We start from the raw sequence: 24,228 nt of genomic DNA, 5'->3' as shown, positions 1-24,228 counted from the left end.
AAACACTTGTTCGCATTAAAGTAAGAACATACATTCCGAACACACATTCTTAGGAGGCGGTTCTTATGACATTCATCCAAAAAAATTCTTACCTGACAGTACTCTTTCTTCTGATTCTATCTTTTTCATTCTATTCGGTTTTCACCCATAACGCGCAGGAAGATCAAATGAGCCTAGTGCAAGTCGAACAAGGCGATACTTTGTGGACACTTGCGGAATCATTCAGCGGCAATACCCCCCATCAGGAGTGGATTGAAGAAATCATGAAGGAGAATGGCTTAAGCACTCCGAAGATCATTGCTGGACAATCAATCAAAATCCCCAGCGAACAACTAAAATTCGCCCCAGACGAAACCACCAAACTGGCGGGTGATGCAGAATGAAGAAGTCTGCGTTAATTTATTGCCGCGTCAGCACCACGAAAGACACCCAGGAAAGTTCACTTGAACGGCAGGAAGAAGAATTATTGAAATTCGCATTTGCGCAAGGATACATTGTTTCAGACATCTTTAAAGATCAGCACAGCGGCTACGAAATGGACCGGGAAGGGCTCTTGGAGATGCTCAACGTCGTTAAAACCGATAAAGTTTCAGCGGTTTTCATTCAGGATGAAACCCGTCTTGGCCGTGGCCATGCTCGGATCGCGCTGCTTCACGTCATGAAAAAATATGGCGTGGAGGTTTTTACATTGACCGATCAAGGTCCCATTGCATTAAATGATATGGACGACATGGTCTTGGAGATTTTAGCGGTTGTTGAAGAATATCAGCGCAAAATACATAATGCCAAAATCAAACGTGGCATGAAGCGCGCTGTTGAAAATGGCTACAAGCCTGAACGCAATCTAAAAGGCAGGGGCAACCCCGATGGACGGGAGCGCTTAGACTTGCCGATCGATCAGATTGTCAGCCTGAAACAGAACGGGCTGACGTTCCATGAAATTGCGGTAACGCTGCAAGGCTTCGGTTATCAGGCAAGCAAAGCAACCGTCCACAGACGCTACAGAGAATACCTCGAGATGAAAGAGGGCTAATAGATTGCAGAAATCCCGCTTCTTTTGTACGATATGATAGAAGAAAGGCGGGATTCTAATGTTATCTCCAGATAAAATAAAACGCATTAACGAATTATCTCGAAAATCCAAGACTGTGGGCTTGTCCATTGAAGAGGCAAAAGAACAATCTGCATTGCGCCAGGAGTATTTGGCAACTTTCCGCCAAACGATGCGCGGCACAATTGAAAACGTAAAAGTGATTGATCCGGAAGGTAACGATGTAACGCCGGAGAAGGTCAAAAATATCCGAGAGAATAAGTATTTAAATTAATACTTGTTCTTTTTTTTGTTGCGTCCAGACTTCAGCGCTTGGCTCTTGGCGCATTTCTAGTTGTATTCTTTCCTATTGTTGACTACACTAGAATAGGATTAAAATTGTTAGTGAGAGGATGTTTTTATGTCAAACCATGCAGATCAGCTTGCAGTAACTACTATACGTACACTTTCCATCGATGCGATTGAGAAAGCGAACTCAGGTCATCCGGGATTGCCAATGGGAGCAGCTCCTATGGCTTATACATTATGGACAAAACACATGAACCACAACCCTAAAAACCCGAACTGGTTCAACCGTGACCGTTTCGTGCTTTCGGCGGGACATGGTTCGATGCTTTTATACAGCTTATTGCATTTAAGCGGCTACGGACTTGAATTGGACGAGATCAAAAACTTCCGCCAATGGGATTCGAAAACACCGGGACATCCGGAATATCATCACACAGTTGGCGTAGAAGCGACAACGGGACCACTTGGCCAAGGAATCGGCATGGCAGTCGGCATGGCTATGGCAGAACGCCATTTGTCAGCTACATACAATAAAGACAACATGGATGTCGTCGACCACCATACCTTCTCTCTATGCGGAGACGGAGATTTGATGGAAGGCGTAGCAGGCGAAGCGATTTCACTTGCTGGGCACTTGAAATTAAACAAATTGGTCGTTTTATACGATAGCAACGATATCTCACTTGACGGCGACCTTGGTATGAGTTTCTCTGAAAACATCCAAAAGCGCTTTGAATCATATGGCTGGAACTATCTGCGCGTAGATGACGGCAACAAGCTTGACGATTTGTCTGAAAAAATCGCACAAGCGAAGCAATCAGGGGACAAACCGACATTGATCGAAGTGAAAACGGTCATTGGCTATGGCGCGCCAAACAAATCCGGTAAAGCGGACGCTCACGGAGCTCCACTGGGTGAAGCTGAGATGAAACTTGTTAAAGAATATTACAAGTGGACATTTGACGAAGATTTTTATGTCCCAGAAGAAGTCTATGAAACTTTTAATAAAGCAACTGAAGAGCTAGGCGGCAACGCTGAAAAAGCATGGAATGAGCTTTTCTCTAAATACGAAGCAGCCTATCCAGAATTGGCTCAGCAGCTGCAAAAAGCGATCAAAGGCGATTTGCCTGAGAACTTTGATGCGGATTTCCCTGTGTACGAAGCTGGTAAAAAACAAGCGACTCGCGCTTCTTCAGGCGATATGATCAATGCCATCGCAAAAGCAGTGCCATCGTTCTTCGGCGGCAGCGCCGATTTGGCTGGTTCGAACAAAACGACAATCAAAGGCGGAGGCGACTTTGATGCGGAAAATCCGACTGGACGCAATATCTGGTTCGGTGTCCGTGAATTCGCAATGGGGACTGCCCTTAACGGTATGGCTCTTCACGGCGGACTCAATGTTTTCGGCGGAACGTTCTTCGTGTTCAGCGATTACGTGCGCCCGGCAATCCGCCTAGCAGCATTAATGGGATTACCGGTCACATACGTCTTTACACACGACAGTGTCGCAGTAGGGGAAGATGGCCCGACTCACGAGCCAGTAGAACATTTGGCTTCACTTCGCGCTATGCCAAACTTGAGCGTTGTGCGCCCTGCAGATGCTAACGAAACCAAAGCAGCATGGAAGCTTGCTGTCACAGCGAAAGACCACCCGACCCTATTGGTGCTTTCACGCCAAGACTTGCCGGTCCTTGAACACAGCGGCGAATTGGCTGACAGTGGTGTGGAAAAAGGGGCATACGTGGTATCTCCTGCTGAAAACCCACAAGCGCTATTGCTTGCAACCGGTTCTGAAGTCAGCCTCGCAGTTACTGCCCAAAAGCAGTTGGCTGAAGAAGGCATCGCAGTATCAGTCGTTTCTATGCCATCATGGGACCGATTCGAGAAACAGGACAAAGCATACAAACAGTCCGTTATCCCGACGACAGTCAAAAAACGTCTAGCAATCGAAATGGGAACTTCATTTGGCTGGGAACGCTACACGGGAGACGAAGGCGACATTCTTTCAATCGACCGTTTCGGTGCAAGCGCACCTGGCGACCGCATCATGAAAGAGTTCGGATTCACTCCTGAAAACGTAGTGTCAAAAGTCAAAGCTCTTCTAAACTAATAAATGCAAATACCAAAGACGGAAACAGAACTTGTTTCCGTCTTTTTTTTTTACTTTTTTTTAAAACCGATATTCCGCAAAACAGCATCGCTAAAACATATGCTCGTGCGTCGCAAAGATATGCCCGAACTATTTTCGTCCATATCTTTCCTGCGGGCTCGCGCCGAATTAACTCGTGCTAGCGCCCGAGTGAATTTCGGCACTTCATCGTTTCACTGCTCCCTTGGGAGTCGGTGCTATTTTGCTCCATACCTGGAAATCATCAAAAAACTGTATGAACTTCTATTTTTCAAGTTTTTAGATGGAAAAAATAATTCGTTTTTGAGAGATAACTTTGAATTAAGCGGTAGGCGGCGACTTCAGCGGGGCAGTGTAGTGACGAGACAGCCGAGACCCTGCAGGAGCGCAGCGACGAAGCGGCTTGGCGCTCGCCCGCGAAACGCGTCCGCCTGAAGCGGAATGAAAATGACTATCCAATCCACTTAAACTACTTCCTAATATTATTTCGTGTCTATAGTCACATCCGGAAATATATAGTATAATCCATTGTGGTGCACTACTTATTTATGCAACACGAAGGGGGTAACAAGAATGGATACATGGATTTGGATCGTAATCGTTATCGTCGCTTTAATCGCGGGTGTTGCGCTTGGCTTTTTCATCGCACGTCAATACATGATGAAATATTTGAAAGACAATCCACCGATTAACGAAGATATGCTGCGTATCATGATGATGCAAATGGGACAAAAACCGTCTCAGAAAAAAATCAATCAAATGATGACACAAATGAATAAAGCGTCAACTAAACCACCTGCTAAAAAATAAGAAGCACTCCATGAGTGCTTTTTTTCATGCTATTAGCTTTACCGCATAGAAAAACGCCGGCCCCAATAGGGCTGGCGTTTTTCTGTTAAATTTTTTCTTCTATAGTAGGTTCAAGCAGCGCGTGGTCCTGCAAAAACTGCGCCACGGTTTCTTTGTATTCTTTCGGATGCAGATTGAAGGATTGCGCATGCGCCCCTTCTTCGAACAGCTTCATCGCTTTTCGGCCTGGCTTCAGCTCGTGCATTTCCAGCGTCATCTGCGGAAGCACAAAATCATCTGGCAAGCTGTGGATGAATAAAACCGGGTTCGTGATTTTTTTAACCGCTTCCCGAGGTGTCACGGTGCTGATCAGATAGCCGTCGCGCAGCCGCATGAAAAACGATGCGAGTTTCAATGCCAGCGGCGTCCGGAGACGCGTCGTGGTGCGCATGACGTGCAGCACTTGTTCCGAGATATCAGAATAGGCGCAGTCCGAAACATAAAAATCCGCATCGTCCTGCATGCCGGCATACAGCAAAGTTGTCGCGGCACCCATCGATTCGCCGTGGATGCCGAATGTGAGTCCCGGCCCGACATGGAGTTTCAACGCTTCTACGACCGCTTTCAAGTCGAATTTTTCATAATGGCCAAAACTTGTTGTTTTGCCGCCGGAATCGCCGTGTCGCCGATGGTCGTAGACAACTGAGTTGAAGCCGAGCCCTTCGAACATACGGGCATACTTGAATGAGTTGACTTTCGATTCGGTGATGCCGTGGCAAATGACAGCATAGCGTTTTGTATCATGGGGTTCCAGAAAGATGGCTTTCACTTGGTAGCCATTCTGGGACTCGATCCACTGTTCGCTTTTTGGGACACTTGCGTACCAAACTTCATCAAAGCGTTTGGATGAGGTTTCACGCTCCAATATCAAGCTTTCCTCTTTTTTCTTGACGTACATCAAACGGTTGCTTGCGGCAATGCCCAAAACTGCGGTCGCCAACGTGAACGCGCTTGACACCACTGCGGAAACTTGAAGGATTCGTCTTCTCATGACCAAAACCCCTTTTCGTCTTTCTTTAATGAAAAGCAATTATCCAGCCATAATCCAATAAGTTTTCCAAAGATCAACGGCTGTTTTTATATAGTCGGTACATGCCGGTCGCTATCGGATTTGAGACATGAGGCTCGATTGTAGAAACTGCTTCACATAAAAGATCCAAGTCGATGCCGGTGTCGATGCCCATTCGGTGAAGCATGTTGACGATGTCTTCAGTTGCGGCATTGCCCGTGGCGCCAGGTGCAAATGGGCAACCACCCAGTCCGCCGGCAGAAGCGTCGAAACGGTCGACGCCTGCTTGCAAGGAAGCGAAAATATTGGCCAGCGCCATTTTGCGCGTGTCATGAAAATGTGCAGTCATCAGCACGTCCGGAAATTCCGTTTTCAAGCGATGGAATAATTCATAGCTTTCCACCGGATTTGCCATACCGATCGTATCGGCGACGCTCAATTCATCGACACCCCAGTCGACGAATTGGCGGCAAAGCGCGATCGTCTTGTCCGGATCGACTGCGCCTTCAAATGGACAGTAGAATGCGGTGGAAATGCAGGCGCGGACAAAAATGCCATCCTTTTTCAGTTTTAGGATGAGCGGCTCCAAAGCATCCATGCTTTCGGCCGTGGTTTTATTGATATTTTTTTTATTGAATGAATCCGATACACCTACGAAAACTGCCAGTGCTTTGGCTCCGGACTCAAGGGCCATGGAAATCCCTTTTTCATTCGGCGTTAGAACAAATTGGCGTCCAATTTTCTCCACGTTCGCCAGAATCTCTTTGGCGTCCGCCATTTGCGGCACCCATTTTGGCGAGACGAATGAAGTCAGCTCCATTTCCTGGACGCCGGCTCTTTGCAAGCCATTGATAAATTCCAGCTTGGACTCGGTTGAAACGATCTTTCCTTCGTTTTGCAGGCCGTCCCGAGGGCCGACCTCGATTATCGTGGCTTTATTTGGTAAACTGAACATAGTATCCCTCCCAATACCATTGTATCCAGGAGTAGGAGAAAAGAGCAACTTGCAAATGACTAACAAGGGGGAAATCATTTTGACACAAGAAATCGTAATTGTAAGCGCTGTCCGAACAGCGGTAGGTTCATTCCAGGGGGCATTGAAAGACGTGCCAGCTACCCAATTGGGAGCCATCGTCATCAAGGAGGCAGTACAACGCGCAGGCTTAAAGCCTGAACAAGTATCAGAAGTGATCATGGGCAATGTGCTGCAGGCGGGCCTCGGCCAAAACCCCGCCCGCCAGGCTGCAATCCAGTCGGGATTGCCGGAAACGGTTCCAGCCATGACGATCAACAAAGTCTGTGGTTCAGGGTTGAAAGCCGTCCACTTAGCTTATCAGGCGATTTACGCAGGGGATGCGGATATTGTGGTAGCAGGCGGCATGGAAAATATGAGCTTGGCGCCATACCTTATGCCAAAAGCGCGTACCGGCTACCGGATGGGTGATCAGCCGGTCGTCGATAGCCTGATCCAGGATGGTTTGACTTGCGCGTTCAACAATTACCACATGGGCATCACCGCAGAAAACTTGTGCGACCGCTACGATATTTCCAGAGAAGAGCAAGATGAGTTTTCAGCTCGTTCACAAGCGCGTGCAGCGGCGGCAATCGATGCTGGCCGTTTTGAAGATGAAATCGTTCCAGTCGAAATTCCTCAGCGCAAAGGCGAGCCAATCATCTTTAAAGAAGATGAATACGTGAAACGCGGTTCTACTGCTGAAAAGCTTGGCAAATTGCGTCCGGCGTTCAAGAAAGACGGCAGTGTAACGGCAGGAAACGCATCCGGCATCAACGACGGAGCAGCAGCAGTTATTGTCATGTCTAAAGCTAAAGCGGAAGAATTGGGCTTAACCCCTCTTGCGACGATCGTAGCGAATGGCCATGCAGGTGTTGATCCGGCAGTAATGGGAATCGGACCGGTACAAGCTGTGAAGAACGTCTTGAAAAAGGCGGATATGAATATCGGCGACATCGAATTGATCGAAGCGAACGAAGCATTTGCTGCCCAGTCGATTGCGGTTGACCGGGAATTGCAATTCAACCACGATATTTTAAACGTCAACGGCGGCGCAATTGCGCTTGGGCATCCGATTGGTGCAAGTGGAGCGCGTATCTTTGTATCACTATTGCATGAAATGCAGAAGCGTGATGCGAAAACAGGTCTTGCTACATTATGCATCGGCGGCGGCCAAGGTGTAGCGACAATCGTTAAACGTCCATAAGGAGGAACAGCCATGGGCAAGAAGAAAGAGCAGGCCGATAGTATGTTGCCGCAGGATATTATGGCGAAACTGCAGGCGGCAAAAAAAGAGCTGGTCAAAGAAGAACAGCAGCGCGCGGAAGAAAAACACGCGCAGGAATTGTTTGAACGCAAAGAGCGCGAGAAGAATTTGTCATTTGAAGAATTGCTTGAGCGCCACGGCGATAAAGGCAATAAATTCTAAGTGAATACGGATTATCAAGCCAATACCCCACAACCGACCAGAACCTTGTCGTTTGCGGGGTATTTTTTGTGTTTAAGAATTTCAAGGATTTAGGATAAATAGGAAATTATTGTATATTATTACTAGTAGAACTGATAAAATATGAACTATAGACAAACAGAAACGGTGGATTAGGCTGGCGGAATTTTAAAATGCTTGCTGCATCCAAACCATTTTGATGGGAGAGAGCATAATGGTCATAAAAGAACAGGAAACCGAAGGGCAATGGATGCCACCAAAGCATATTGTTTCAGCAGCTGCGATCGTCCTGAACGAGCAAGGGGAACTTTTATTGATAAAAGGCCCGCGGAGAGGCTGGGAAATGCCGGGCGGCCAAGTGGAAGAAGGGGAATCATTGGAAGCAGCGGCAATCCGGGAAACGAAAGAGGAAACCGGGATCGATATTAAAGCGCTTAGGTTCTGTGGGATATTCCAAAATGTCAGTGGTTCGATTTGCAACACCTTGTTTTTAGCGGAACATGCAGGTGGGGAACTTGCCACTTCCGCAGAAAGCCTCGAAGTGGGATTTTTCCCATTAAAGGAAGCGTTGGAAATGGTAGTGTGGAAGAATTTCTGTCAGCGGATTGAATATTGCCTGGCTGAAAGCACGCATCCGTTTTATATTGAATTTTAAATTGACATAATACTGCGCCGGTAAACTAAAAGACTTTGACCGATGGGTCATTAAAATGAGCGTGGAACCAGCAGCAATTGCTCTAATCGCAATTGCTGCTCTTCGCTGCCTTCAATAAAAAGATTTAAAAGCACTTAGGCCAAACATCGTTTCGCTAAGTCTAATAAGTAATGGCTCGCAAAAAGGGGGGATTCCAATTCTGCAATTCATCAAGAAAGCTCAAAAAGGGGACGATGCAGCTTTTTTAGCGCTCTTCCAACTATACGAAAAAGATATTTATCGAATGGCTTATATCTATGTGAAAAATGAAGATGACGCCTTGGATATTGTACAGGAAGTCGCTTACCGCTCTTTTAAAAATTTAAAGGCATTGAATAATCCTGAGTTTTTTAAAACATGGCTGCTGAAAATTACCATCAACTGCGCAATTACTTTTCTGAAAAAGAACAAAAACAGCGGCACTTTGGTATTGGACCATCCAGGAGATGTCTTTTTGGAAAGTGAAGACCTTCCATTGGCATTGACTTTGAATGGCTTGATTGACAACTTGGCGGCTGAAGAAAAAAGTGTGGTCATGCTGCGCTTTTACAAAAACCACACGTTCAAAGAGATTGCTGAACTATTGGAAATTCCGTTGGGCACTGCCAAGTCGATTCTTTATAGAGCGTTGCATAAGCTTCGGACTGAGTTTAAGAAAGGAATGGTGTAAGTGGACAATAAAATCCGGCAAAAAATGGACGAGATTAAAATTCCGGAAAACTTGCATGCAAGAAGCCGGTTAGGAGTGGAAGCAGCCAAGTCGGAAATCCAAGCGCGCGAAAAGAAGGGGCCGAAAAAAGGTCTATTTGCAGCGGCGGGCATTTTTGTGATGATTGGTGGGATTTCCTTAGCCAGCTTTTTGAATCAGGAAAATGCCGCGGTGGAAAAACAGGCGGAACCAGTGAAGGCCCACGCAATTGTTGAAATTCCGGCCATTGAAATTCCGAAAGAAAATCCCTATGGGCTCGTCATGGCATTGATTGTATACAACGGAAAACTGTACACGCGGGGTGAAACAGAAATTGGAGCGGAAGATGGAAGCCTGTTGCGGGGAGAAAAACTGGGTGTCACAAGTGACAGCATTGATGAATGGAGCAGCCAAAGTGCGTATGGAAAAGAGCTTGCTTCGTCGATTGGCAGCGTTGATGTCTATGCAGTCAATGGCTACGACAGCGGATTCCGCCTGATGACATATGAAAGCTATGAAGGCGGGTACCATGCTCATTTTTATGAAAACTTGAATGGCATCACAGTGGCCAATGGAGAGAATTTTTTCAGCAAACTAAAACTGAATGGCAACGCCGTTTCGGGAGTATATAGAGGATTCAATGACTGGAATCACAATCAAGATAATTTTTACGGAGTGGATGGCGGAAAGGCTCTTGACTCATTCATCCAAAACCTGGATAAAACTGTGCCATACTTGGATGCAAAGCACAAAGATTCTTTGGATCAGCAAACAATCAAGGACGATGACTTTAGAGAATTGACCATCCATTTAAAAGATGGATCTAAGGTCAACTTGAAGCTTTTAAAAGGCGGCTATATCTATTACGGAAACATAGGGCTGTTTTTCAAAATGGATGAAGAGGAGTTTGCAGATTTCTGGAACCTTTTGCAAATGTAATCCCGGTAAAGGCCTTGTCCTTCAATCCGACAATAGCCTAGCCGTTTTTCTTTGCATCCCTGCCATACTTATTATGACTCTTCCAAAAAACCTGTAATCTAAAAACGGGTTTGATGCGTTAGCTAGGTAGATGATTATGAAAGTTGAGGGGATTTACTATGAAAAAAATCTTGGCCGCGTTGATGCTGCTTATTCTTGCAATGCCGCTTTCTGCCCAAGCGCATACCGGACTGTCTTCTTCGAATCCTGCAGAGGGTGAAAAGATTTCAGCGCCATTAGAAGAAATCACTTTGATTTTCGAAACGCAAATTGAGGCCGGCAGCACGATGGTTTTAGAAGGTGCCGGGCAAACGTTCACATTTGATGAAATCACGGTTTCCGGCGATACACTTCGAGGTATGGTGGCGGAAAAAGAGTTGGCAAACGGCGCTTATACGATTCAATGGACCATCATCGGAGCGGATGGCCATCCGATAAAAGGTGAAGTCCAGTTTGAAGTGGCAATGAAATCTGATTCAGCGGAGGCAGCTGTCGAAGAAAGTCCGGTTGAAACAAGCCTTCCAGCGCAAACAGCTGCGCCGACTGAGGAAACTCAAAATGCTGAAACAGCAGCCCAACAAGATGCAAGCGGTGGAAGTATGCTGGGCACTGTCCTTATTGTTATCTTGGCTATCGCAATCTCCGTTATCGCATACAGAGTTTTTAAAATGAAAAAGTGATTTCATTCTAAACAGGTGGAAAAGAGCATGGAAATTGAGCCCGCAAACAGCTAGACTTAGTTAAAAGCAATAGGTATAACTGAGGCTGGGGTGGAAAAATGTTTGAAATCATGAAGAAAATCGTCAAGATAAACACAGCCAAGTTAATTTTATTCGCTTCTCTTTTCTATATGATGAGTGCGGTCATTGTCTACCTATTGGAGCCTGATAATTTCAAGAATCCATTTATCGCGTTTTGGTGGGTCATGACGACGGTTACAACAATCGGTTACGGGGACTATGTACCGCGCACCGTTCCGGGGATGCTTTATGGCATCTTTCTGTATCTATTCGGCATCGGGTTGATCGGGATTATCCTCGGGAAAGTGGTTGATTTCTTTACATATTACGGGAGGCTTAAAATGGAAGGGAAACTGGATTATACGGGAAAAGACCATTTTTTGATTATCGGCTGGTCAAGAAGTGTCGAAAAGACAATTGAAGAGATTTTGCTGAGCCGCGACATCAAAACGGATGTCGTCCTCATTGACTCGCTGAAAGAAGCGCCTTTCAAGCATGAGCGGTTTCATTATATTCAGGGAGATCCGACAGACAAAAAACTTCTTCAGAAAGCGGGCATCGATAAATCGCGTTCGGTTTCCATCTTTGCGTCAGGCAACCATAGTGACATCCTGATGGATGGGAAAACGCTGCTGATCGCTTCTTCAATTGAACGGTATGCAGTGGAAAAAGACATCAATATCTACACGATTGTAGAGATTGTCAACCAGAACCACGTCGACATGTTCATGCATGCCGGGGTCAACGAATTCGTGCTGTCCAATGAGGGATTCCCGCATCTCATGGCGAAAGCTCTTTTGAACCACGGGTCGACACGCTTGTTCATGGAATTGCTAAACCATACTTATGGTGAAAACATCTGGGAGATAAAGCCTTCGGAGTCATGGAAAACTTATAGAGACGCTTTTGAATCGCTGCGTGAAAGAGGTGCGAATTTGATTGCGGAAGGATCGGACTTCAGTATCGTCAGAAGGTTGGATGAATCGATTCCACCTGACGCAAGGCTCTACATCATTACCGACCAAAAAACATACGAAAGTCTTGATGTAGAGAAAATATAGAAAAATATTTCGGAAAAAGAGCTTCTCTGAAGAAGCTCTTTTTTTATGCCCAAACTTAAAAAATCTGAACTTTCATTTAAATTTCACTTAAGCGTAATAAAATAAGGATATACATAAAAGACGGGGGTAGTGTTATATGAAAAAAATATTGATTCTTGGAGCTTATGCCCACATGATCGATATAGTGAAAACAGCGAAACACATGGGGCTGTACACCATCGTCGTTGATCGGGATGCCGGCTCTCCGGCCAAAGCGTTCGCTGACAAATCTTATGATGTAAGTACTGCCGATATTGAAGGGTTGGTGGAGATTGCGAGAACGGAAAGCATCAGCGGGGTCGTCAATGGTTTTGATGACATTAATACGTGGCATGCGCTTGCTTTATGCGAGAAGCTGAACCTGCCTTTTTATGCAACAAAAGAACAGTTGGAACTCTGCTCGAACAAAGACCGGTTCAAGGAGTTTTGCCGAAGCTACGGTGTACCGGTCATTGAGGAATACGAAATCGGACAAAGCTTGTCCGAAGAAGATTTTTCACAATTTGTTTTTCCGGTCATCATCAAACCAGTGGACAGCTACGCGAGCCAGGGGATCACCATTTGTTATTCTGCAGAAGAATTGAAAAAAGGCTATGCGAAAGCAGTCCGCTATTCAAAGTCGGGAAAAGTAATTGTTGAACGGTTTATCGACAATGCTTATGGAGTCATGATGTTCTACACAGTCTTGAATGGAAAAATCGTCTTAAGCGCAATGACGGACAGGCATGTACATAAACAGTATAAAGAACACCCGCCATTGCCCACAGCCACGGTCTTCCCTTCGCAGCATCTGGATCACTATATTAAGACGCTGGACGCAAAGGTCCGAACCATGATTCAGGGGATGGGGATTCAAAATGGTGTCCTTTTTATCCAGTCCCTGTTTGAAGATGGTCTTTTCTACTTTTACGAAATGGGCTTCCGGCTAAGTGGCACGCAATATTACACGATTGTCGAAAAGCAGACGGGCATCAACTTGCTGGGAATGATGCTCGATTATGCGACTGAAGGAAACCTCGATCAATACGCGATCGAAAAGTTTGATAACGGCTATACAAAGTTTCCCGCATGCAACCTCTCAATCCTTTTAAGTACAGGAACGATCAGAGAAATTATCGGACTTGAAAAAATAAAAGAAAATCCGGCTGTGGTTTCTTACGTACCTGTCCATGATGTCGGAGACCATGTGGAAGTCACAGGGACCTATGCCCAAATGCTCGGCAGGTTCAATATTGTCTGCAAAGATGAAAAGGAATTGAACGATTTCTTAAATGAAATTTATGACACCATCAAAGTCCTTTCAACAGACGGCACTGACTTGATCGAAGGCAGATATGCACCAGTTCCAGAAAGGTAAGCAGACACTACAGCGGAAACACGAAAAAATCCTTGCAGATAACTGCAAGGATTTTTCAACCTGTGAAGACTTGGTCGTAAGGGTATCGGAAGTTCTCTTTTTTGGGTTTTAGCAAAAGGAAAAACAAAGTCAACGGGCCAATCCTGCCGATGAACATCAGGACACTCAAAATCAGCTCGCCTAAATCGCTTAACTGCCCGGTGACCCCCATCGACAAGCCGACCGTCCCAAAGGCGGAAACGACTTCAAATGCCAACGGCAGGAACGGCAGCGATTCAGATATCGTCAAAAGGAAAATGAAAATCCACACCATCAAAATCGAGATTGTTGTGATGGCAAGTGACCGAATCGTGATTTCAATACGGATCGAACGGCCGAAAATCTCAGGCTCCCTTTGCGAGCGGAGAAAAGCCAGCGTAGCCAGCACGACGACGATGAACGTGGTGAGCTTGATGCCGGACGCTGTAGAGGCGCTGCCTCCACCAATGAACATCAGAATCATTGTCAGCAATAAGGTCGGATCTTCCATGACACTGTAATCTACTACGTTAAAGCCTGCAGTCCGTGGTGTGACGGCCGTAAAATACGCGGCCGATATTTTATTGCCCAATGACATGGCGCCGATTGTCGCTTTGTTATTAAACTCAAGGACAAGAACCATGATTGTCGCTACTAAATTGATCAACAGCGTACCCGATACCATCAATTTGGTATGCAGCGACCAGCGCCGGAACGATTTATGCTGGTAGAGATCGAGGACGACCGTAAAGCCGATTCCACCGACGATAAACAAGCTGGACAGCAGGAAAAGCGCAAACGGCTGATCTTGGACACCGATTAAATTATCGGGAAACAAAGAAAAGCCGGCGTTGTTAAAAGCGGAAATGACATGGAAAATACTCAAATGCAATGCTTTGCTGAACCCGTATTCCGGTATCCAGTAAAAGGTGAGGATGGTAATGCCGATTGCTTCAACGATAAAAGCGAAAATAATGATCGACTTCGCCAATTTGATGATGCCGCCAACCGTGTTCTGTGAAAAAGCCTCCCGTAAATACAGCCGGTTTTGAAAACCGATTTTTTTGCGGAACATGATGAGGACCGCAACCGCAAACGTCATCAAACCGATGCCTCCGAACTGGATCAATACGAGCAGAACGGCCTCGCCGAAAGCGGTCAACACCGTTCCGGGATCAAAGACGCTCAAGCCCGTCACAGTCGTAGCGGAAGTTGCAACAAAAATCGCATCGGTCCACGAAATTGGCTCGGTGGTAGCAATCGGCAATTTCAGCAGGATTGTGCCGATGAGGATCAGCAACAGAAAGCTGCCGGAAATTAGTAAAGGCGGTGGAATCTTGATTCTTTTTTTGGTAATCGTCAACACAACAGACACTTCCTTAAGTGGTGAAGCTATTTGCTTAGATCGAACCCGATCAGGAGAAAACCCCGGAATTGGATAAGGATTAAATTACGCTCAATTAATAGCGTTGTCAACTGCCATTTTTAGAACCTGTTGTCAGCAGCCCAATTCAATAATAATAAAGGAACAAAGCCGCCGGTGTCGTATTAATTACCATAGCGGCAGAAATCGGAAATATGTGAGACATTGAAAGGGGCGGGTTCAATGAAAGCCATCATTATTGAAGCATACGGCGATATCGAGCAATTCAAAGAGACGGATTTGCCGGAGCCGGAAATTTCCGGCCAAGAAGTTTTAGTGGAAGTCCATGCAGTGGCAGTAAACCCGATCGACTGGAAAATTAGAGCAGGCTATTTGCAGGATTATCTGCCTTTTGACATGCCGATTGTTTTCGGATGGGACGTGTCGGGGGTTGTGAAAAAGGTCGGGGCGCAGGTCACGGATTTCAGTCTCGGTGATAAGGTGCTTGCACGTGCAGATTTGAAAAAGCCTGGCGCTTTTGCGGAATTGATTGCGATTGATGAGGCGCAGCTGGTAAAAAAACCGAAGAATGTGCCATTTGAAGAAGCTGCAGCAATTCCGCTTGCGGGTATGACGGCTTGGCAAATGCTTTTTGATCAGGTGAACCTGATTTCCGGCGAAACCGTGCTAATACATGGGGGAGCTGGGGGAATCGGCATATTCGCGGTTCAGCTTGCGAAACGTGCAGGTGCGGAAGTGATTGTTACCGGAAGCGGCCGCAACAGGGATTTCCTTTTAACTTTGGGAGCGGATAGGTTCATCGACTACCAGGAAGAGGATTTTCAAGCCGTTGTCCAAGGAGCGGATGTTGTTCTGGATCTTATAGGAGGTGATGTCTTGGAACGGAGTTATAAAGTTCTGAAACTGGGAGGCAGGCTCGTTTCCGTCGCCGGACAGCCTGATCAAGACTTGGCAAAGAGAATGGGCATCAAAGCAAGCTTTCTAAATAGCAAGATTAAAATCGATCAATTGGAAGAACTGGCTGGCTTAGCAGCCAAAGGAGAACTGAAGGTTGTATTAGCGGATGTATTGCCCTTTACGCTCGACGGGGTGCGGCAAGCACATGCATTGAGCGAGACTCAGCATGCACGCGGGAAAATTATCGTCAAAGTGAAATGATGTGGAATGGGCTGTTCCTGTGCTTCCGCTTGATTTTGGTGTTGGGACAGCCGATTATGCTATTATATATTTTATGTAAACTGAATTTAAAATTAAGAAAGATAGAGGTGTTCCATGAAATCCCTTGATCCCGAGAAACAAGTGAAACTGCTGGAAGCGATGCTTGATGGCAGCCGCGTTGCGACAATAGTGACTGATCCTTCGCAAGAGGACAATCCTGTAATTTATACAAACAAAACCTTTGAACAAATGACTGGCTATGCGCGCGAAGAAGTGCTGGGACGCAATTGCCGATTTTTGCAAGGTGGAGACACAGCTCCGGAGGCAAAAGAGAAAATCCGCAAAGCGGTTCGCCAAAGAGAAGAACTGATTGTCACGTTGAAAAACTACCGGAAAGACGGCAGCGAATTTTGGAATCGCCTGTTCATTAAACCGGTCGAAGTTGATGGCGCATTGTTTTTTATCGGCACGCAGACGGACATCAGTTTGGAACGCGCTCAATTTGAAGAGCTTCGGGCAAGCCAAGCGGAAATCGAAGAATTGATGCTGCCGATTTTGTCGATACAGGAAAAAATCGCGACAGTGGCCCTTATCGGCACGATGAGCTTCCAGCGTTTTGAATTGCTGAAAGTGAAAGTGTGCGAGTACGTCCGGGAAAACAGAATCGAAAAGGTGCTTATCGATATTACGGGACTGTCTTGGGAAGATTCAGTGCCGCTCGCAGGTTTTGTCCAGATCCGGGACGCGCTAAGAATCATGGGCAGTGAATTGTGCATCACCGGCATTTCGCCGAAAGCAGCGCTAGAGCTGGTCATGCAGGATGATCGTGCAGAAAAACTCATCACTTATCCGACAATCCAAAAAGCGCTGGAAACCGTCGGCAGACATTGACCTTTAAAGCCAATAAAGTCTAGCAGCAGAGCATCCGCTTCTGCTGCTTTTTATTGCAAAAAATTGGATGGGCATGCTGGGTTTCCATGGTAAACTGAAAACAGAGATAATTTGTCATTTTATGAATTGATTGGCCACCAATAACGGAAAAGGATGAAGGGGATGAAAAAAAACATCATTCTTGAAAAGGTCATGTTCAAAACCAATCGGTTCCATTTTAAAAAACTGCAACATGTGTGTGCTGGAAAAACCATCTTGATCACCGGTGCAAGTTCGGGCATCGGGGAGCAGCTGGCTCTTCTGCTTGGACAGGTCGACTGCCGGTTGATCCTGGTAGCAAGGCGCACAGAAAAGCTTGATACGATGAAAGTGGAAATTGAAGGGATGAAAGCGGCCGTGGAAGTATTCTCTGCCGATCTGCGAGTGGACTCGGAGCTTGACGCTTTCTTGGACTTCGTACATAAGCTTGGCAGGCTCGACTTCATCATCAGCAATGCTGGAAAATCCATTAATCGCCCCATTTTCCAATCATTCGGCCGTGACCATGATTTTACGCGGACGATGGCGATCAATTATTTCGTCCCAGTGCGGCTTGTCATGTCCTTGCTTCCACTTTTGAAGCAAAGGGGAGGCCATATCGTCAACGTCTCGACCATCAATGCTCTGATGACGCCGATGCCACATTGGGCCGCTTACCAAGCTTCCAAATCGGCATTTGATGCATGGTTCCGCTCTGCCGCACCTGAAATGAACAGCAACGGCATCGATGCTTCAACTGTTTACTTGCCGCTGGTGAGGACGCCGATGATCGAACCGACCGCAGCATACCGAACGGTACCGGCCATGGAAGCTCTTCAGGCTGCCCGCTTGATTGGCACCGTTTTGTACAGCAAGAAACGCACATGGCGGCCATGGTGGCTCTGGGCGGTGCAGGCTGCATCAATTTTTACCCATCAATTGCCGGAAAGGCGGAATTAGCATGGCGGTATGGCGGTTGCTTCAAATCATGTATAAACTTGATTATTTGAGCTTCACTGGCGTTTTCCACCTACTCCGGATAATAAAACAAGACGGCATCAATGCCATGCTGCTATTGCGAATGGCTGAAAAAAGCCATGGCGAGGAGACCGCGTTAATCGACAGCAGCGGCGTCTTATCGTATCAGGAGTTGTTGTCAGGCAGCGAAAAGCTGGCCCATATCCTGGCATCGGATTTTGGGGCGACGAAAGACACGAAAACAGCTTTTCTCTGCCGCAACCATGCCGTCTTTGTACAAGCGCTCTTTGCGGCGTCGCGGACCGGCACCGCCATTTACCTGTTGAACCCCGGCATGAGCCAAAACCAATTTGATACCATCGCGGCTGCACACAATTTTGATTTGATTGTTTTCGATGAAGAGTTTGTATGTTTAGTAGAGCAATCGCTGCACCAGAAAAGAGTCGCGCAATGTACGGGAAGCGGGAAAACTTCACTTAGCCAATCATTGGAACGAATGGTTCATCCGGAAGTCCGCCCCAAACGCTCATCCTGCAGTAAAATTGTGCTGCTGACAGGGGGCACGACTGGGAAGCCGAAAGAAGCGGCGCACAAACCTTCGCTATTCAATTTCCTGAATCCATTCGCCGCATTATTGGATAGATTGGATTTGCGAAGCTGCCGCTCAGTCTATATTGCATCGCCGATTTTCTATGGCTACGGCATCGCTTTTTTGTTTTCGGTGCTGGCGCTTGGAAAAACAGCAGTCATCCAAGAGCGTTTTGACGCAGAACAGGCATGCGCCTTTATCCGTGAACACCAAATCGAAGCCGTTTCGGCTGTGCCGCTGATGATTGAAAAAATGCTCAGCCATAATACGGCGGACCTTCTTTCCTTGAAATGCATCGCTTCAGGCGGTGCAAAGCTGAATCCAGGATTGATCGAGAAGACAAAGGCGGAACTGGGTGATGTTCTTTATAATTTATACGGTACGTCTGAGGCGGGCCTCAACATCATCGCAGCGCCAAGGGACCTTAACCGCGATGCCCGTATGGCAGGAAAAGCGATAAAAGGCGCGAATTTAAAAATCATGGAAAATAGCCGAGAGTCGGCTGCCGGCCAAATCGGCCAATTATGCGCCCGAAACGGCTGGTCGATGAGCGGCAAAAACAATACGTGGATTGCAACCGGTGATTTGGCGTGGAAAGACGGCGAAGGATTTTATTATTTAAGCGGCCGCCAAGATGATATGGTGGTTTCTGCTGGCGTGAACATTTACCCGATCGAAATCGAAGGGACGCTAGCTTGCCATCCGCTCATCACAGAAGCGGCTGTTATTGGAGTGAACGATAAAGCGTACGGACAGATTCTGAAAGCATTCGTTAAGACGGTTCCGTCGGCCCATTTGACCGAGGAAATGGTGCTGGAATGGCTCAAGCCTCGATTGGCAAAGATCCAGCTTCCTAGGGTTGTCGCTTTTGTCAGCGAGCTTCCTTATACAGCACTCGGCAAACCCGACAAAAAACAATTGCATTACGATCTACAGGAACGAAAGGAATGGATTGCAAATGAAAAAAGAACTGGAGAAAATGCTGGCGGGGGAAATGTACGACCCGACAGACCCTGAACTGACAGCACTTCACCGGAAAGCTCGCCAAGCCACTGCTGAATTCAATATGGAAATGATCGAGGACCGCAGCCCAGTGCTGAAGAATCTTTTTGGTACTACGGGCGAGTTGTTTAACATCAGGCCGCCATTTTATTGCGATTACGGCAGCAACATCTATGTCGGCGAGAACTTTTTTGCGAATTACGATTGCGTCATCCTCGACGTTTGCAACGTTGTCATCGGCGACAATTGCATGATGGCCCCAAAAGTCAGCATTTACACGGCGACGCATCCACTCGAAGCGGCCGCCAGAAATTCGGGGCGTGAATTCGGCAAGCCGGTGACGATCGGCGACAATGTCTGGCTTGGCGGCAACGTCGTCATCGGGCCCGGCGTCACGATCGGCAATAATGTCGTTGTCGCTGCCGGCGCGGTCGTCGTAAAAGACGTACCCGATAACGTCGTCGTCGGAGGCAATCCGGCGCGCATCATTAAAGAAATCGACAACGGCTAAGCGATCATTTTTCGACCGGCAGCTTTTCCTTGCGCCAACGGTCCATGCCGCCTTCGAGCTGGTAAAGATCAGTAAAACCATTTTTTTGAAGCGTGTGAGCGGCAGCCTGGCTGCGGTGGCCGGTTTTGCAGATTAGTATGACCGGTATGGTGGGTGCGATTTTCTGTGCTGCTTTCAATTCACTGCCAAGCGGAAAATGCATAGCTCCTGCGATATGGCCCGATTTAAATTCGAACGCTGTGCGGACGTCGACGATCACCGGTTTTGGAAATATCCCCATCCGGTAAAGCAAATCCTGCGGCGACAGGTTTTTTAAGAAACGCGGCCGTCGAAATAAATTCAATAAGTTCATAACAAGCTCAACTCCTCTCAAGATGCCCTTTTCTTAGATTATAACGGCGTTCATTGTAAGGTGAAAGATTCTAATGTGAGAAAGAGTTCCGGCGCGGAGCTCTTTTTTTATTGTACAAAACAAGGAAACCTTTGAACATATAAGCATATGCTGATATGCTATTAGAGAAAATGGATTTACATTCAACGATTCGAGTAACAGGCAAAGGAGGAAACCGTCATGGCAATGAAAGTAAAAGAACTGGAAATTGAGAAAACAGGCATGGTCCTAAAGTTGCTCGGCGACAAAACACGGTTGTCCATGGTAAAGCTGCTTGAGAACAATGAATGCTGCGTCTGTGAATTCGTCGAAATCTTTCATATCAGCCAATCCGCCATCAGCCAGCATCTCCGCAAACTGCGGGATGTGGGGCTAGTGAAGGAAAACCGGAAAGGCCAGTGGATATTTTATTCATTGAACACTTCCAGTGAAATGTATGAGCTTGTCTTGAACGTTTTGGCATTTGTTCCGGATCAAAACAGCCACCTTAAAGAGCTAGAAAAGCAAGGGCTCCGCATCAATTGCTCGATCTAAAACTACTGACAGAATAGGGGATTTTCAAATGACACAAAAAACATTATATTTTCTATGCACAGGCAATTCATGCCGCAGCCAAATGGCTGAAGGCTGGGGAAAAAAGATTCTTGGCGACGAATGGCGCGTCCTAAGCGCGGGAATTGAAGCGCACGGCTTGAACCCGAACGCAGTTAAAGCGATGAAAGAAGTAGGAATCGATATTTCAAACCAGACATCCGATGTTATCGACACGGACATCTTGAACAATGCGGATTTCGTTGTCACTTTATGCGGCGACGCAGCAGACAAATGCCCGATGACGCCGCCGCACGTGAAACGCGATCATTGGGGCTTTGAAGATCCTGCGAAAGCGCAAGGGACGGACGAAGAAAAATGGGCCGTGTTCCAGCGCGTACGCGACGACATCGGTGCACGCATTCAGAAATTCGCTGACACCGGCGAATAAATTAGCAAATAACCTTAAGTCATGGACATCCTAAGATGAAAGAGGTGGCAATGATGAACAAAATAGAAATTTACGACCCCGCGATGTGCTGCTCGACAGGCGTCTGCGGACCAAGTGTGGACCCTGAATTGACGCGGTTGGCATCAGCTGTTTATTCACTCGAAAAAAAAGGCTTTGACATCAAGCGTTTCAATTTAGCGAACGAACCGGCTGCATTTGTCGAAAACGCATTAGTCAACCAGGCCTTGTCCGATAAAGGGCCGGAAGCGCTGCCAATGGTGCTGTTGAACGGCTACATCGTCAAAGTCGCATCTTATCCGACAAATGATGAATTCTCGCAATGGTTCGGCATGACGCCCGAGCAATTGCAGGAAAAACCGAAAGTGAAACAATCCATTAAGTTTTCAATCTAAGGAGGAGTTTCATGTATCCGTTATTCAATCCGAAAAATGTTGAACTCACTCCTTTCCTGTTTTTTACCGGCAAAGGAGGCGTCGGCAAAACGTCCGTCGCCTGTGCCACCGCTGTCGCACTCGCTGACCGGGGAAAAAAGGTACTGTTGGTCAGCACTGATCCTGCTTCGAACCTGCAGGATGTACTAAGTGTGGAATTGACGGGCGAACCCGTCGAAATCCCAGCGATTGCAAATTTGTCGGCAGCAAATATCGATCCGGAAGCTGCCGCGAAAAGCTACCGTGAAAAAACGGTCGGCCCGTACCGCGGCAAATTGCCGGATGCCGTGATTGCGACAATGGTAGAGCAATTGTCAGGTGCTTGTACGGTGGAAATTGCAGCGTTTGACGAATTTTCAAGTCTGCTGTCAGATGAAGCGGTGCTCGAACAATACGACCATGTCGTATTCGATACGGCACCTACCGGACACACACTCCGGCTGCTTCAATTGCCGTCAGCGTGGAGCGGTTTTCTGGAAACCAGCACACACGGCGCATCTTGCCTCGGACCGCTTGCCGGACTGGAAGGCAAAAAAGAAATGTATGCAAAAGCGGTTGCCGCCTTATCGGATTTCAACAAGACGACATTGCTGCTTGTAGCAAGGCCAGATAGTTCTTCTTTAAATGAAGCAGCCCGTGCTGCCCATGAATTGAAAGAAATCGGCGTCCAAAACCAGCTCTTGATCGTCAACGGTGTTCTCCAAACACGGCATCCGGGAGACGCTGTTTCCAGCGCGTTCTTTGACCGCCAGCGGCGCGCAATGAAAGATGCGCCGCCCGCTTTAAAGCAAGTTATGACGTATGCATTGCCATTCGTGGCGTATTCGTTGACCGGAGCCGAAAACCTGCGCCACTTATTCAGCTTTTACAGCATTACAACAGCCGCAGAAGCGAATACTGCAGAAACGGCAGGAATGCCCGGACTGGACCGGGTCATCGCTGATTTCGAAGCCAATAATACCCGCGTCATCTTCACGATGGGCAAAGGCGGAGTGGGGAAAACGACGGTGGCGTCCGCCATTGCCGTTGGACTTGCCGAAAAAGGGCATCGCGTCCATTTGACAACAACCGATCCGGCGGCCCATTTGGGTTACACGTTCGGCGGTGGACAAGGCAATGAGCGCTTGTCCATCAGCAGCATTGATCCTACGGTGGAAGTCGCCAATTACAAAGCGGAAGTTCTCAAAAATGCCGGTGACGGTTTGACTGAAGAAGAGCTTGCTTATCTGAAAGAAGACATGGAATCGCCCTGTACCGAAGAAATTGCCTTGTTCAAGGCGTTTGCAACAGTCGTCGACAAAGCGGACGACGAAATCGTCGTTATCGACACAGCCCCGACCGGGCACACCTTGTTATTGCTCGATTCAACCGAAGCGTACCACAAGGAAATGAGCCGTTCTGCAGGAGATGTGCCAGACAGCGTGAAAAAGCTGCTGCCGCGGCTGCGCAACCCGCAGGAAACAGGCGTCGTCATCGTCACATTAGCAGAAGCCACGCCGGTTCTCGAAGCGGCACGCTTGCAGGAAGATTTAAAACGGGCGCAGATCGATCCGAAATGGTGGATTATCAACCAGAGTCTTTACGCCGCGACAACCGAAGATCCGGTGTTAAGGGGGCGTGCAGCGTCTGAAAAGCTATGGATTCACAAAGTGGTGGATAAGCTAGCAGCCAAGTACGCTGTGATTCCCTGGCTCGCTGAAGAAAAAATCGGCTATGATAAACTAAAGGAATTCAGCAACTAAAAACTTTAGAATCGAAAGGCGGAGTGGACAATGGATAAAGCGTATCAGGAATTAATCAAAGACAAGATTTATATCGGTGGAGCTGCCGACGCACAAGCTGCGGCTGATAACGAAAAAGTGGATGTCGTCATCGATTTGCGGGCGGAAGCTACGGAAGAAGTAGTCGATTATAATCGAATCGTGAGCCCTATTGTTGAAGACTCAACAGAACATCAGGACGAGTCCATTAAAAAAGCGATTGACCAAGTCAAAAAAGCCTATGACAACGGCCAAAAAGTTTATTTCCACTGCGGCGGCGGAAGCAACCGTGCAGGAACTGTGGCAATCGGCACCCTGCTGGCACTCGGAAAAGCAGATACCATTGAACAAGCGGAAAAAGATGCAACAGCTGTCCGTTCAAAAATCAACGTGAGACCTGAATTCAAAAAATCTTTGAAACGGATTTTCCCAGAAGCCTAAACGTTTAAGGAGAGATGGACGATGATCATTACAGACGAAGCAAAAAAATACATTGAGACAGTCCTCGAAGACAATAAAGCGGAAGGGATCCGCATGTACGCGGTCGAAGGCGGCTGCTGCGGCCCTTCAATCGGCTTATCGCTGGAGGCGCCGGAAACAGCGGACCAAGTTTCCGAAATCAACGGCATCAAAATCGCGATCGCCCCACAGGCCCTGTCAGCAACAGAAGATATGACTTTGGATTTTGAAACAACAGGCGGCCAATCCGGCCTGACAATGGTCGGCGCACCCGGTTGCTGTTAAGAACAATAG

General features: G+C 47.2%; 28 protein-coding genes. 24 read left to right on the top strand and 4 right to left on the bottom strand.

From position 1 onward, the window contains the following. Positions 1 to 65 precede the first annotated feature (65 nt). The 5 genes from yneA to AC4EHB_RS04520 all read left to right on the top strand — a co-directional run bounded on the left by yneA (position 66) and on the right by AC4EHB_RS04520 (position 4,277). On the top strand, positions 66 to 383 hold the full coding sequence (gene yneA / locus AC4EHB_RS04540) for a cell division suppressor protein YneA (RefSeq protein WP_490974412.1): 318 nt from the start codon (positions 66 to 68) through the stop codon (positions 381 to 383). Continuing rightward, complete coding sequence (locus AC4EHB_RS04535) at positions 380 to 1,033, top strand: YneB family resolvase-like protein (protein WP_490980808.1); 654 nt, start codon at positions 380 to 382, stop codon at positions 1,031 to 1,033. Before yneA ends, AC4EHB_RS04535 begins: the two co-directional genes overlap by 4 nt. Positions 1,034 to 1,091: 58 nt before the next feature. Continuing rightward, on the top strand, positions 1,092 to 1,325 hold the full coding sequence (locus AC4EHB_RS04530) for a DUF896 domain-containing protein (protein ID WP_490974410.1): 234 nt from the start codon (positions 1,092 to 1,094) through the stop codon (positions 1,323 to 1,325). Between the two features lie 126 nt (positions 1,326 to 1,451). Beyond that, positions 1,452 to 3,449 (top strand): transketolase, encoded by a 1,998-nt coding sequence (gene tkt / locus AC4EHB_RS04525; protein WP_490980807.1) that lies wholly within the window; start codon positions 1,452 to 1,454, stop codon positions 3,447 to 3,449. Positions 3,450 to 4,040: 591 nt separating this feature from the next. Then, positions 4,041 to 4,277: a YneF family protein gene (locus AC4EHB_RS04520; protein WP_490974408.1), complete on the top strand. Its 237-nt coding sequence runs from the start codon at positions 4,041 to 4,043 to the stop codon at positions 4,275 to 4,277. Positions 4,278 to 4,362: 85 nt separating this feature from the next. Here the strand turns inward: AC4EHB_RS04520 and AC4EHB_RS04515 are convergent, their stop codons facing one another. Together AC4EHB_RS04515 and AC4EHB_RS04510 are read right to left on the bottom strand one after the other, a co-directional pair. After that, positions 4,363 to 5,307, bottom strand: a complete 945-nt coding sequence (locus AC4EHB_RS04515) for an alpha/beta hydrolase (protein WP_490980806.1) — start codon at positions 5,305 to 5,307, stop codon at positions 4,363 to 4,365. Positions 5,308 to 5,380: 73 nt separating this feature from the next. Then, positions 5,381 to 6,280 carry a hydroxymethylglutaryl-CoA lyase gene (locus AC4EHB_RS04510; protein ID WP_490980805.1) on the bottom strand — a complete coding sequence of 300 codons (900 nt, stop codon included), beginning with the start codon at positions 6,278 to 6,280 and terminating at the stop codon, positions 5,381 to 5,383. Positions 6,281 to 6,335: 55 nt separating this feature from the next. Here AC4EHB_RS04510 and AC4EHB_RS04505 point away from each other — a divergent pair, with 55 nt between their 5' ends. From AC4EHB_RS04505 to AC4EHB_RS04470, 8 genes are all read left to right on the top strand, one after another. Beyond that, entirely contained in the window at positions 6,336 to 7,544 is a 1,209-nt protein-coding gene (locus AC4EHB_RS04505; RefSeq protein ID WP_490980804.1) for an acetyl-CoA C-acetyltransferase, read from the top strand. A 12-nt stretch (positions 7,545 to 7,556) separates the two neighbouring features. Beyond that, the gene (locus AC4EHB_RS04500; RefSeq protein ID WP_490980803.1) at positions 7,557 to 7,766 is read left to right on the top strand and encodes a YqkE family protein; all 210 of its coding nucleotides are present in this window, start codon (positions 7,557 to 7,559) and stop codon (positions 7,764 to 7,766) included. Between the two features lie 232 nt (positions 7,767 to 7,998). Beyond that, entirely contained in the window at positions 7,999 to 8,439 is a 441-nt protein-coding gene (locus AC4EHB_RS04495) for an NUDIX hydrolase (RefSeq protein WP_490980802.1), read from the top strand. Positions 8,440 to 8,635: 196 nt separating this feature from the next. After that, the gene (locus tag AC4EHB_RS04490; RefSeq protein ID WP_490981489.1) at positions 8,636 to 9,148 is read left to right on the top strand and encodes a sigma-70 family RNA polymerase sigma factor; all 513 of its coding nucleotides are present in this window, start codon (positions 8,636 to 8,638) and stop codon (positions 9,146 to 9,148) included. Then, complete coding sequence (locus AC4EHB_RS04485) at positions 9,149 to 10,105, top strand: hypothetical protein (protein ID WP_490980801.1); 957 nt, start codon at positions 9,149 to 9,151, stop codon at positions 10,103 to 10,105. Positions 10,106 to 10,263: 158 nt separating this feature from the next. Beyond that, positions 10,264 to 10,824 carry a copper resistance CopC family protein gene (locus AC4EHB_RS04480; protein WP_490980800.1) on the top strand — a complete coding sequence of 187 codons (561 nt, stop codon included), beginning with the start codon at positions 10,264 to 10,266 and terminating at the stop codon, positions 10,822 to 10,824. A gap of 98 nt (positions 10,825 to 10,922) precedes the next feature. Beyond that, on the top strand, positions 10,923 to 11,945 hold the full coding sequence (locus AC4EHB_RS04475; RefSeq protein WP_490980799.1) for a potassium channel family protein: 1,023 nt from the start codon (positions 10,923 to 10,925) through the stop codon (positions 11,943 to 11,945). Positions 11,946 to 12,081: 136 nt separating this feature from the next. Continuing rightward, positions 12,082 to 13,341, top strand: a complete 1,260-nt coding sequence (locus AC4EHB_RS04470; protein WP_490980798.1) for an ATP-binding protein — start codon at positions 12,082 to 12,084, stop codon at positions 13,339 to 13,341. Between the two features lie 55 nt (positions 13,342 to 13,396). On the opposite strand, the gene AC4EHB_RS04465 is transcribed toward AC4EHB_RS04470, so the two are convergent. Next, the gene (locus AC4EHB_RS04465; protein WP_490974397.1) at positions 13,397 to 14,725 is read right to left on the bottom strand and encodes a TrkH family potassium uptake protein; all 1,329 of its coding nucleotides are present in this window, start codon (positions 14,723 to 14,725) and stop codon (positions 13,397 to 13,399) included. A gap of 240 nt (positions 14,726 to 14,965) precedes the next feature. Here AC4EHB_RS04465 and AC4EHB_RS04460 point away from each other — a divergent pair, with 240 nt between their 5' ends. The 5 genes from AC4EHB_RS04460 (at position 14,966) to AC4EHB_RS04440 (ending at position 19,890) form a co-directional block, all read left to right on the top strand. Then, on the top strand, positions 14,966 to 15,901 hold the full coding sequence (locus AC4EHB_RS04460; RefSeq protein WP_490980797.1) for an NADP-dependent oxidoreductase: 936 nt from the start codon (positions 14,966 to 14,968) through the stop codon (positions 15,899 to 15,901). 114 nt (positions 15,902 to 16,015) lie between these two features. Further along, complete coding sequence (gene ytvA / locus AC4EHB_RS04455; protein ID WP_490974395.1) at positions 16,016 to 16,792, top strand: YtvA family blue-light photoreceptor; 777 nt, start codon at positions 16,016 to 16,018, stop codon at positions 16,790 to 16,792. A 162-nt stretch (positions 16,793 to 16,954) separates the two neighbouring features. Continuing rightward, positions 16,955 to 17,770 carry an SDR family NAD(P)-dependent oxidoreductase gene (locus AC4EHB_RS04450; RefSeq protein ID WP_490980796.1) on the top strand — a complete coding sequence of 272 codons (816 nt, stop codon included), beginning with the start codon at positions 16,955 to 16,957 and terminating at the stop codon, positions 17,768 to 17,770. Between the two features lies 1 nt (position 17,771). Then, positions 17,772 to 19,394, top strand: coding sequence for an AMP-binding protein (locus tag AC4EHB_RS04445; protein WP_490980795.1), 1,623 nt, complete (start codon positions 17,772 to 17,774; stop codon positions 19,392 to 19,394). Further along, the gene (locus AC4EHB_RS04440; protein ID WP_490980794.1) at positions 19,336 to 19,890 is read left to right on the top strand and encodes a maltose acetyltransferase domain-containing protein; all 555 of its coding nucleotides are present in this window, start codon (positions 19,336 to 19,338) and stop codon (positions 19,888 to 19,890) included. The genes AC4EHB_RS04445 and AC4EHB_RS04440 overlap by 59 nt, the downstream gene beginning before the upstream one ends. Positions 19,891 to 19,894: 4 nt before the next feature. Here the strand turns inward: AC4EHB_RS04440 and AC4EHB_RS04435 are convergent, their stop codons facing one another. Then, on the bottom strand, positions 19,895 to 20,242 hold the full coding sequence (locus tag AC4EHB_RS04435) for a rhodanese-like domain-containing protein (protein ID WP_490980793.1): 348 nt from the start codon (positions 20,240 to 20,242) through the stop codon (positions 19,895 to 19,897). Between the two features lie 225 nt (positions 20,243 to 20,467). Here AC4EHB_RS04435 and AC4EHB_RS04430 point away from each other — a divergent pair, with 225 nt between their 5' ends. The 6 genes from AC4EHB_RS04430 to AC4EHB_RS04405 are packed head-to-tail and all read left to right on the top strand — an operon-like array spanning position 20,468 to position 24,219. Beyond that, the gene (locus AC4EHB_RS04430) at positions 20,468 to 20,815 is read left to right on the top strand and encodes an ArsR/SmtB family transcription factor (protein ID WP_490975615.1); all 348 of its coding nucleotides are present in this window, start codon (positions 20,468 to 20,470) and stop codon (positions 20,813 to 20,815) included. A gap of 28 nt (positions 20,816 to 20,843) precedes the next feature. Continuing rightward, complete coding sequence (gene arsC / locus AC4EHB_RS04425; RefSeq protein WP_490974390.1) at positions 20,844 to 21,263, top strand: arsenate reductase (thioredoxin); 420 nt, start codon at positions 20,844 to 20,846, stop codon at positions 21,261 to 21,263. Positions 21,264 to 21,316: 53 nt separating this feature from the next. Then, complete coding sequence (gene arsD, locus AC4EHB_RS04420; protein ID WP_490980792.1) at positions 21,317 to 21,676, top strand: arsenite efflux transporter metallochaperone ArsD; 360 nt, start codon at positions 21,317 to 21,319, stop codon at positions 21,674 to 21,676. A gap of 11 nt (positions 21,677 to 21,687) precedes the next feature. Then, the gene (gene arsA, locus AC4EHB_RS04415; RefSeq protein WP_490980791.1) at positions 21,688 to 23,457 is read left to right on the top strand and encodes an arsenical pump-driving ATPase; all 1,770 of its coding nucleotides are present in this window, start codon (positions 21,688 to 21,690) and stop codon (positions 23,455 to 23,457) included. A 30-nt stretch (positions 23,458 to 23,487) separates the two neighbouring features. Then, a complete protein-coding gene (locus AC4EHB_RS04410) occupies positions 23,488 to 23,916 on the top strand; it encodes a protein-tyrosine phosphatase family protein (protein WP_490980790.1) in 429 nt (142 codons plus the stop codon). 21 nt (positions 23,917 to 23,937) lie between these two features. Continuing rightward, the gene (locus AC4EHB_RS04405; protein WP_490974386.1) at positions 23,938 to 24,219 is read left to right on the top strand and encodes a HesB/IscA family protein; all 282 of its coding nucleotides are present in this window, start codon (positions 23,938 to 23,940) and stop codon (positions 24,217 to 24,219) included. Positions 24,220 to 24,228 lie beyond the last annotated feature (9 nt).

This window comes from Planococcus sp. TJ-302, assembly GCF_058268455.1.
Note: the sequence above shows the minus strand (reverse complement) of the source record. Positions and strands in the feature narration are given on the sequence as shown.

What these genes read in the sequence shown, in the direction of transcription:
- AC4EHB_RS04520 (WP_490974408.1), top strand. Translation starts at nt 4,041, where the DNA reads ATGGATACATGGATTTGGATCGTAATCGTTATCGTCGCTTTAATCGCG.
- AC4EHB_RS04430 (WP_490975615.1), top strand. Translation starts at nt 20,468, where the DNA reads ATGAAAGTAAAAGAACTGGAAATTGAGAAAACAGGCATGGTCCTAAAG.
- ytvA (WP_490974395.1), top strand. Translation starts at nt 16,016, where the DNA reads ATGAAATCCCTTGATCCCGAGAAACAAGTGAAACTGCTGGAAGCGATG.
- AC4EHB_RS04480 (WP_490980800.1), top strand. Translation starts at nt 10,264, where the DNA reads ATGAAAAAAATCTTGGCCGCGTTGATGCTGCTTATTCTTGCAATGCCG.
- AC4EHB_RS04500 (WP_490980803.1), top strand. Translation starts at nt 7,557, where the DNA reads ATGGGCAAGAAGAAAGAGCAGGCCGATAGTATGTTGCCGCAGGATATT.
- arsD (WP_490980792.1), top strand. Translation starts at nt 21,317, where the DNA reads ATGAACAAAATAGAAATTTACGACCCCGCGATGTGCTGCTCGACAGGC.
- AC4EHB_RS04410 (WP_490980790.1), top strand. Translation starts at nt 23,488, where the DNA reads ATGGATAAAGCGTATCAGGAATTAATCAAAGACAAGATTTATATCGGT.
- AC4EHB_RS04515 (WP_490980806.1), bottom strand. Translation starts at nt 5,307, where the DNA reads ATGAGAAGACGAATCCTTCAAGTTTCCGCAGTGGTGTCAAGCGCGTTC.
- AC4EHB_RS04440 (WP_490980794.1), top strand. Translation starts at nt 19,336, where the DNA reads ATGAAAAAAGAACTGGAGAAAATGCTGGCGGGGGAAATGTACGACCCG.
- AC4EHB_RS04505 (WP_490980804.1), top strand. Translation starts at nt 6,336, where the DNA reads ATGACTAACAAGGGGGAAATCATTTTGACACAAGAAATCGTAATTGTA.
- AC4EHB_RS04445 (WP_490980795.1), top strand. Translation starts at nt 17,772, where the DNA reads ATGGCGGTATGGCGGTTGCTTCAAATCATGTATAAACTTGATTATTTG.
- AC4EHB_RS04405 (WP_490974386.1), top strand. Translation starts at nt 23,938, where the DNA reads ATGATCATTACAGACGAAGCAAAAAAATACATTGAGACAGTCCTCGAA.
- yneA (WP_490974412.1), top strand. Translation starts at nt 66, where the DNA reads ATGACATTCATCCAAAAAAATTCTTACCTGACAGTACTCTTTCTTCTG.
- AC4EHB_RS04435 (WP_490980793.1), bottom strand. Translation starts at nt 20,242, where the DNA reads ATGAACTTATTGAATTTATTTCGACGGCCGCGTTTCTTAAAAAACCTG.
- AC4EHB_RS04530 (WP_490974410.1), top strand. Translation starts at nt 1,092, where the DNA reads ATGTTATCTCCAGATAAAATAAAACGCATTAACGAATTATCTCGAAAA.
- AC4EHB_RS04450 (WP_490980796.1), top strand. Translation starts at nt 16,955, where the DNA reads ATGAAAAAAAACATCATTCTTGAAAAGGTCATGTTCAAAACCAATCGG.
- tkt (WP_490980807.1), top strand. Translation starts at nt 1,452, where the DNA reads ATGTCAAACCATGCAGATCAGCTTGCAGTAACTACTATACGTACACTT.
- arsA (WP_490980791.1), top strand. Translation starts at nt 21,688, where the DNA reads ATGTATCCGTTATTCAATCCGAAAAATGTTGAACTCACTCCTTTCCTG.
- AC4EHB_RS04510 (WP_490980805.1), bottom strand. Translation starts at nt 6,280, where the DNA reads ATGTTCAGTTTACCAAATAAAGCCACGATAATCGAGGTCGGCCCTCGG.
- AC4EHB_RS04535 (WP_490980808.1), top strand. Translation starts at nt 380, where the DNA reads ATGAAGAAGTCTGCGTTAATTTATTGCCGCGTCAGCACCACGAAAGAC.
- AC4EHB_RS04470 (WP_490980798.1), top strand. Translation starts at nt 12,082, where the DNA reads ATGAAAAAAATATTGATTCTTGGAGCTTATGCCCACATGATCGATATA.
- arsC (WP_490974390.1), top strand. Translation starts at nt 20,844, where the DNA reads ATGACACAAAAAACATTATATTTTCTATGCACAGGCAATTCATGCCGC.
- AC4EHB_RS04475 (WP_490980799.1), top strand. Translation starts at nt 10,923, where the DNA reads ATGTTTGAAATCATGAAGAAAATCGTCAAGATAAACACAGCCAAGTTA.
- AC4EHB_RS04495 (WP_490980802.1), top strand. Translation starts at nt 7,999, where the DNA reads ATGGTCATAAAAGAACAGGAAACCGAAGGGCAATGGATGCCACCAAAG.
- AC4EHB_RS04460 (WP_490980797.1), top strand. Translation starts at nt 14,966, where the DNA reads ATGAAAGCCATCATTATTGAAGCATACGGCGATATCGAGCAATTCAAA.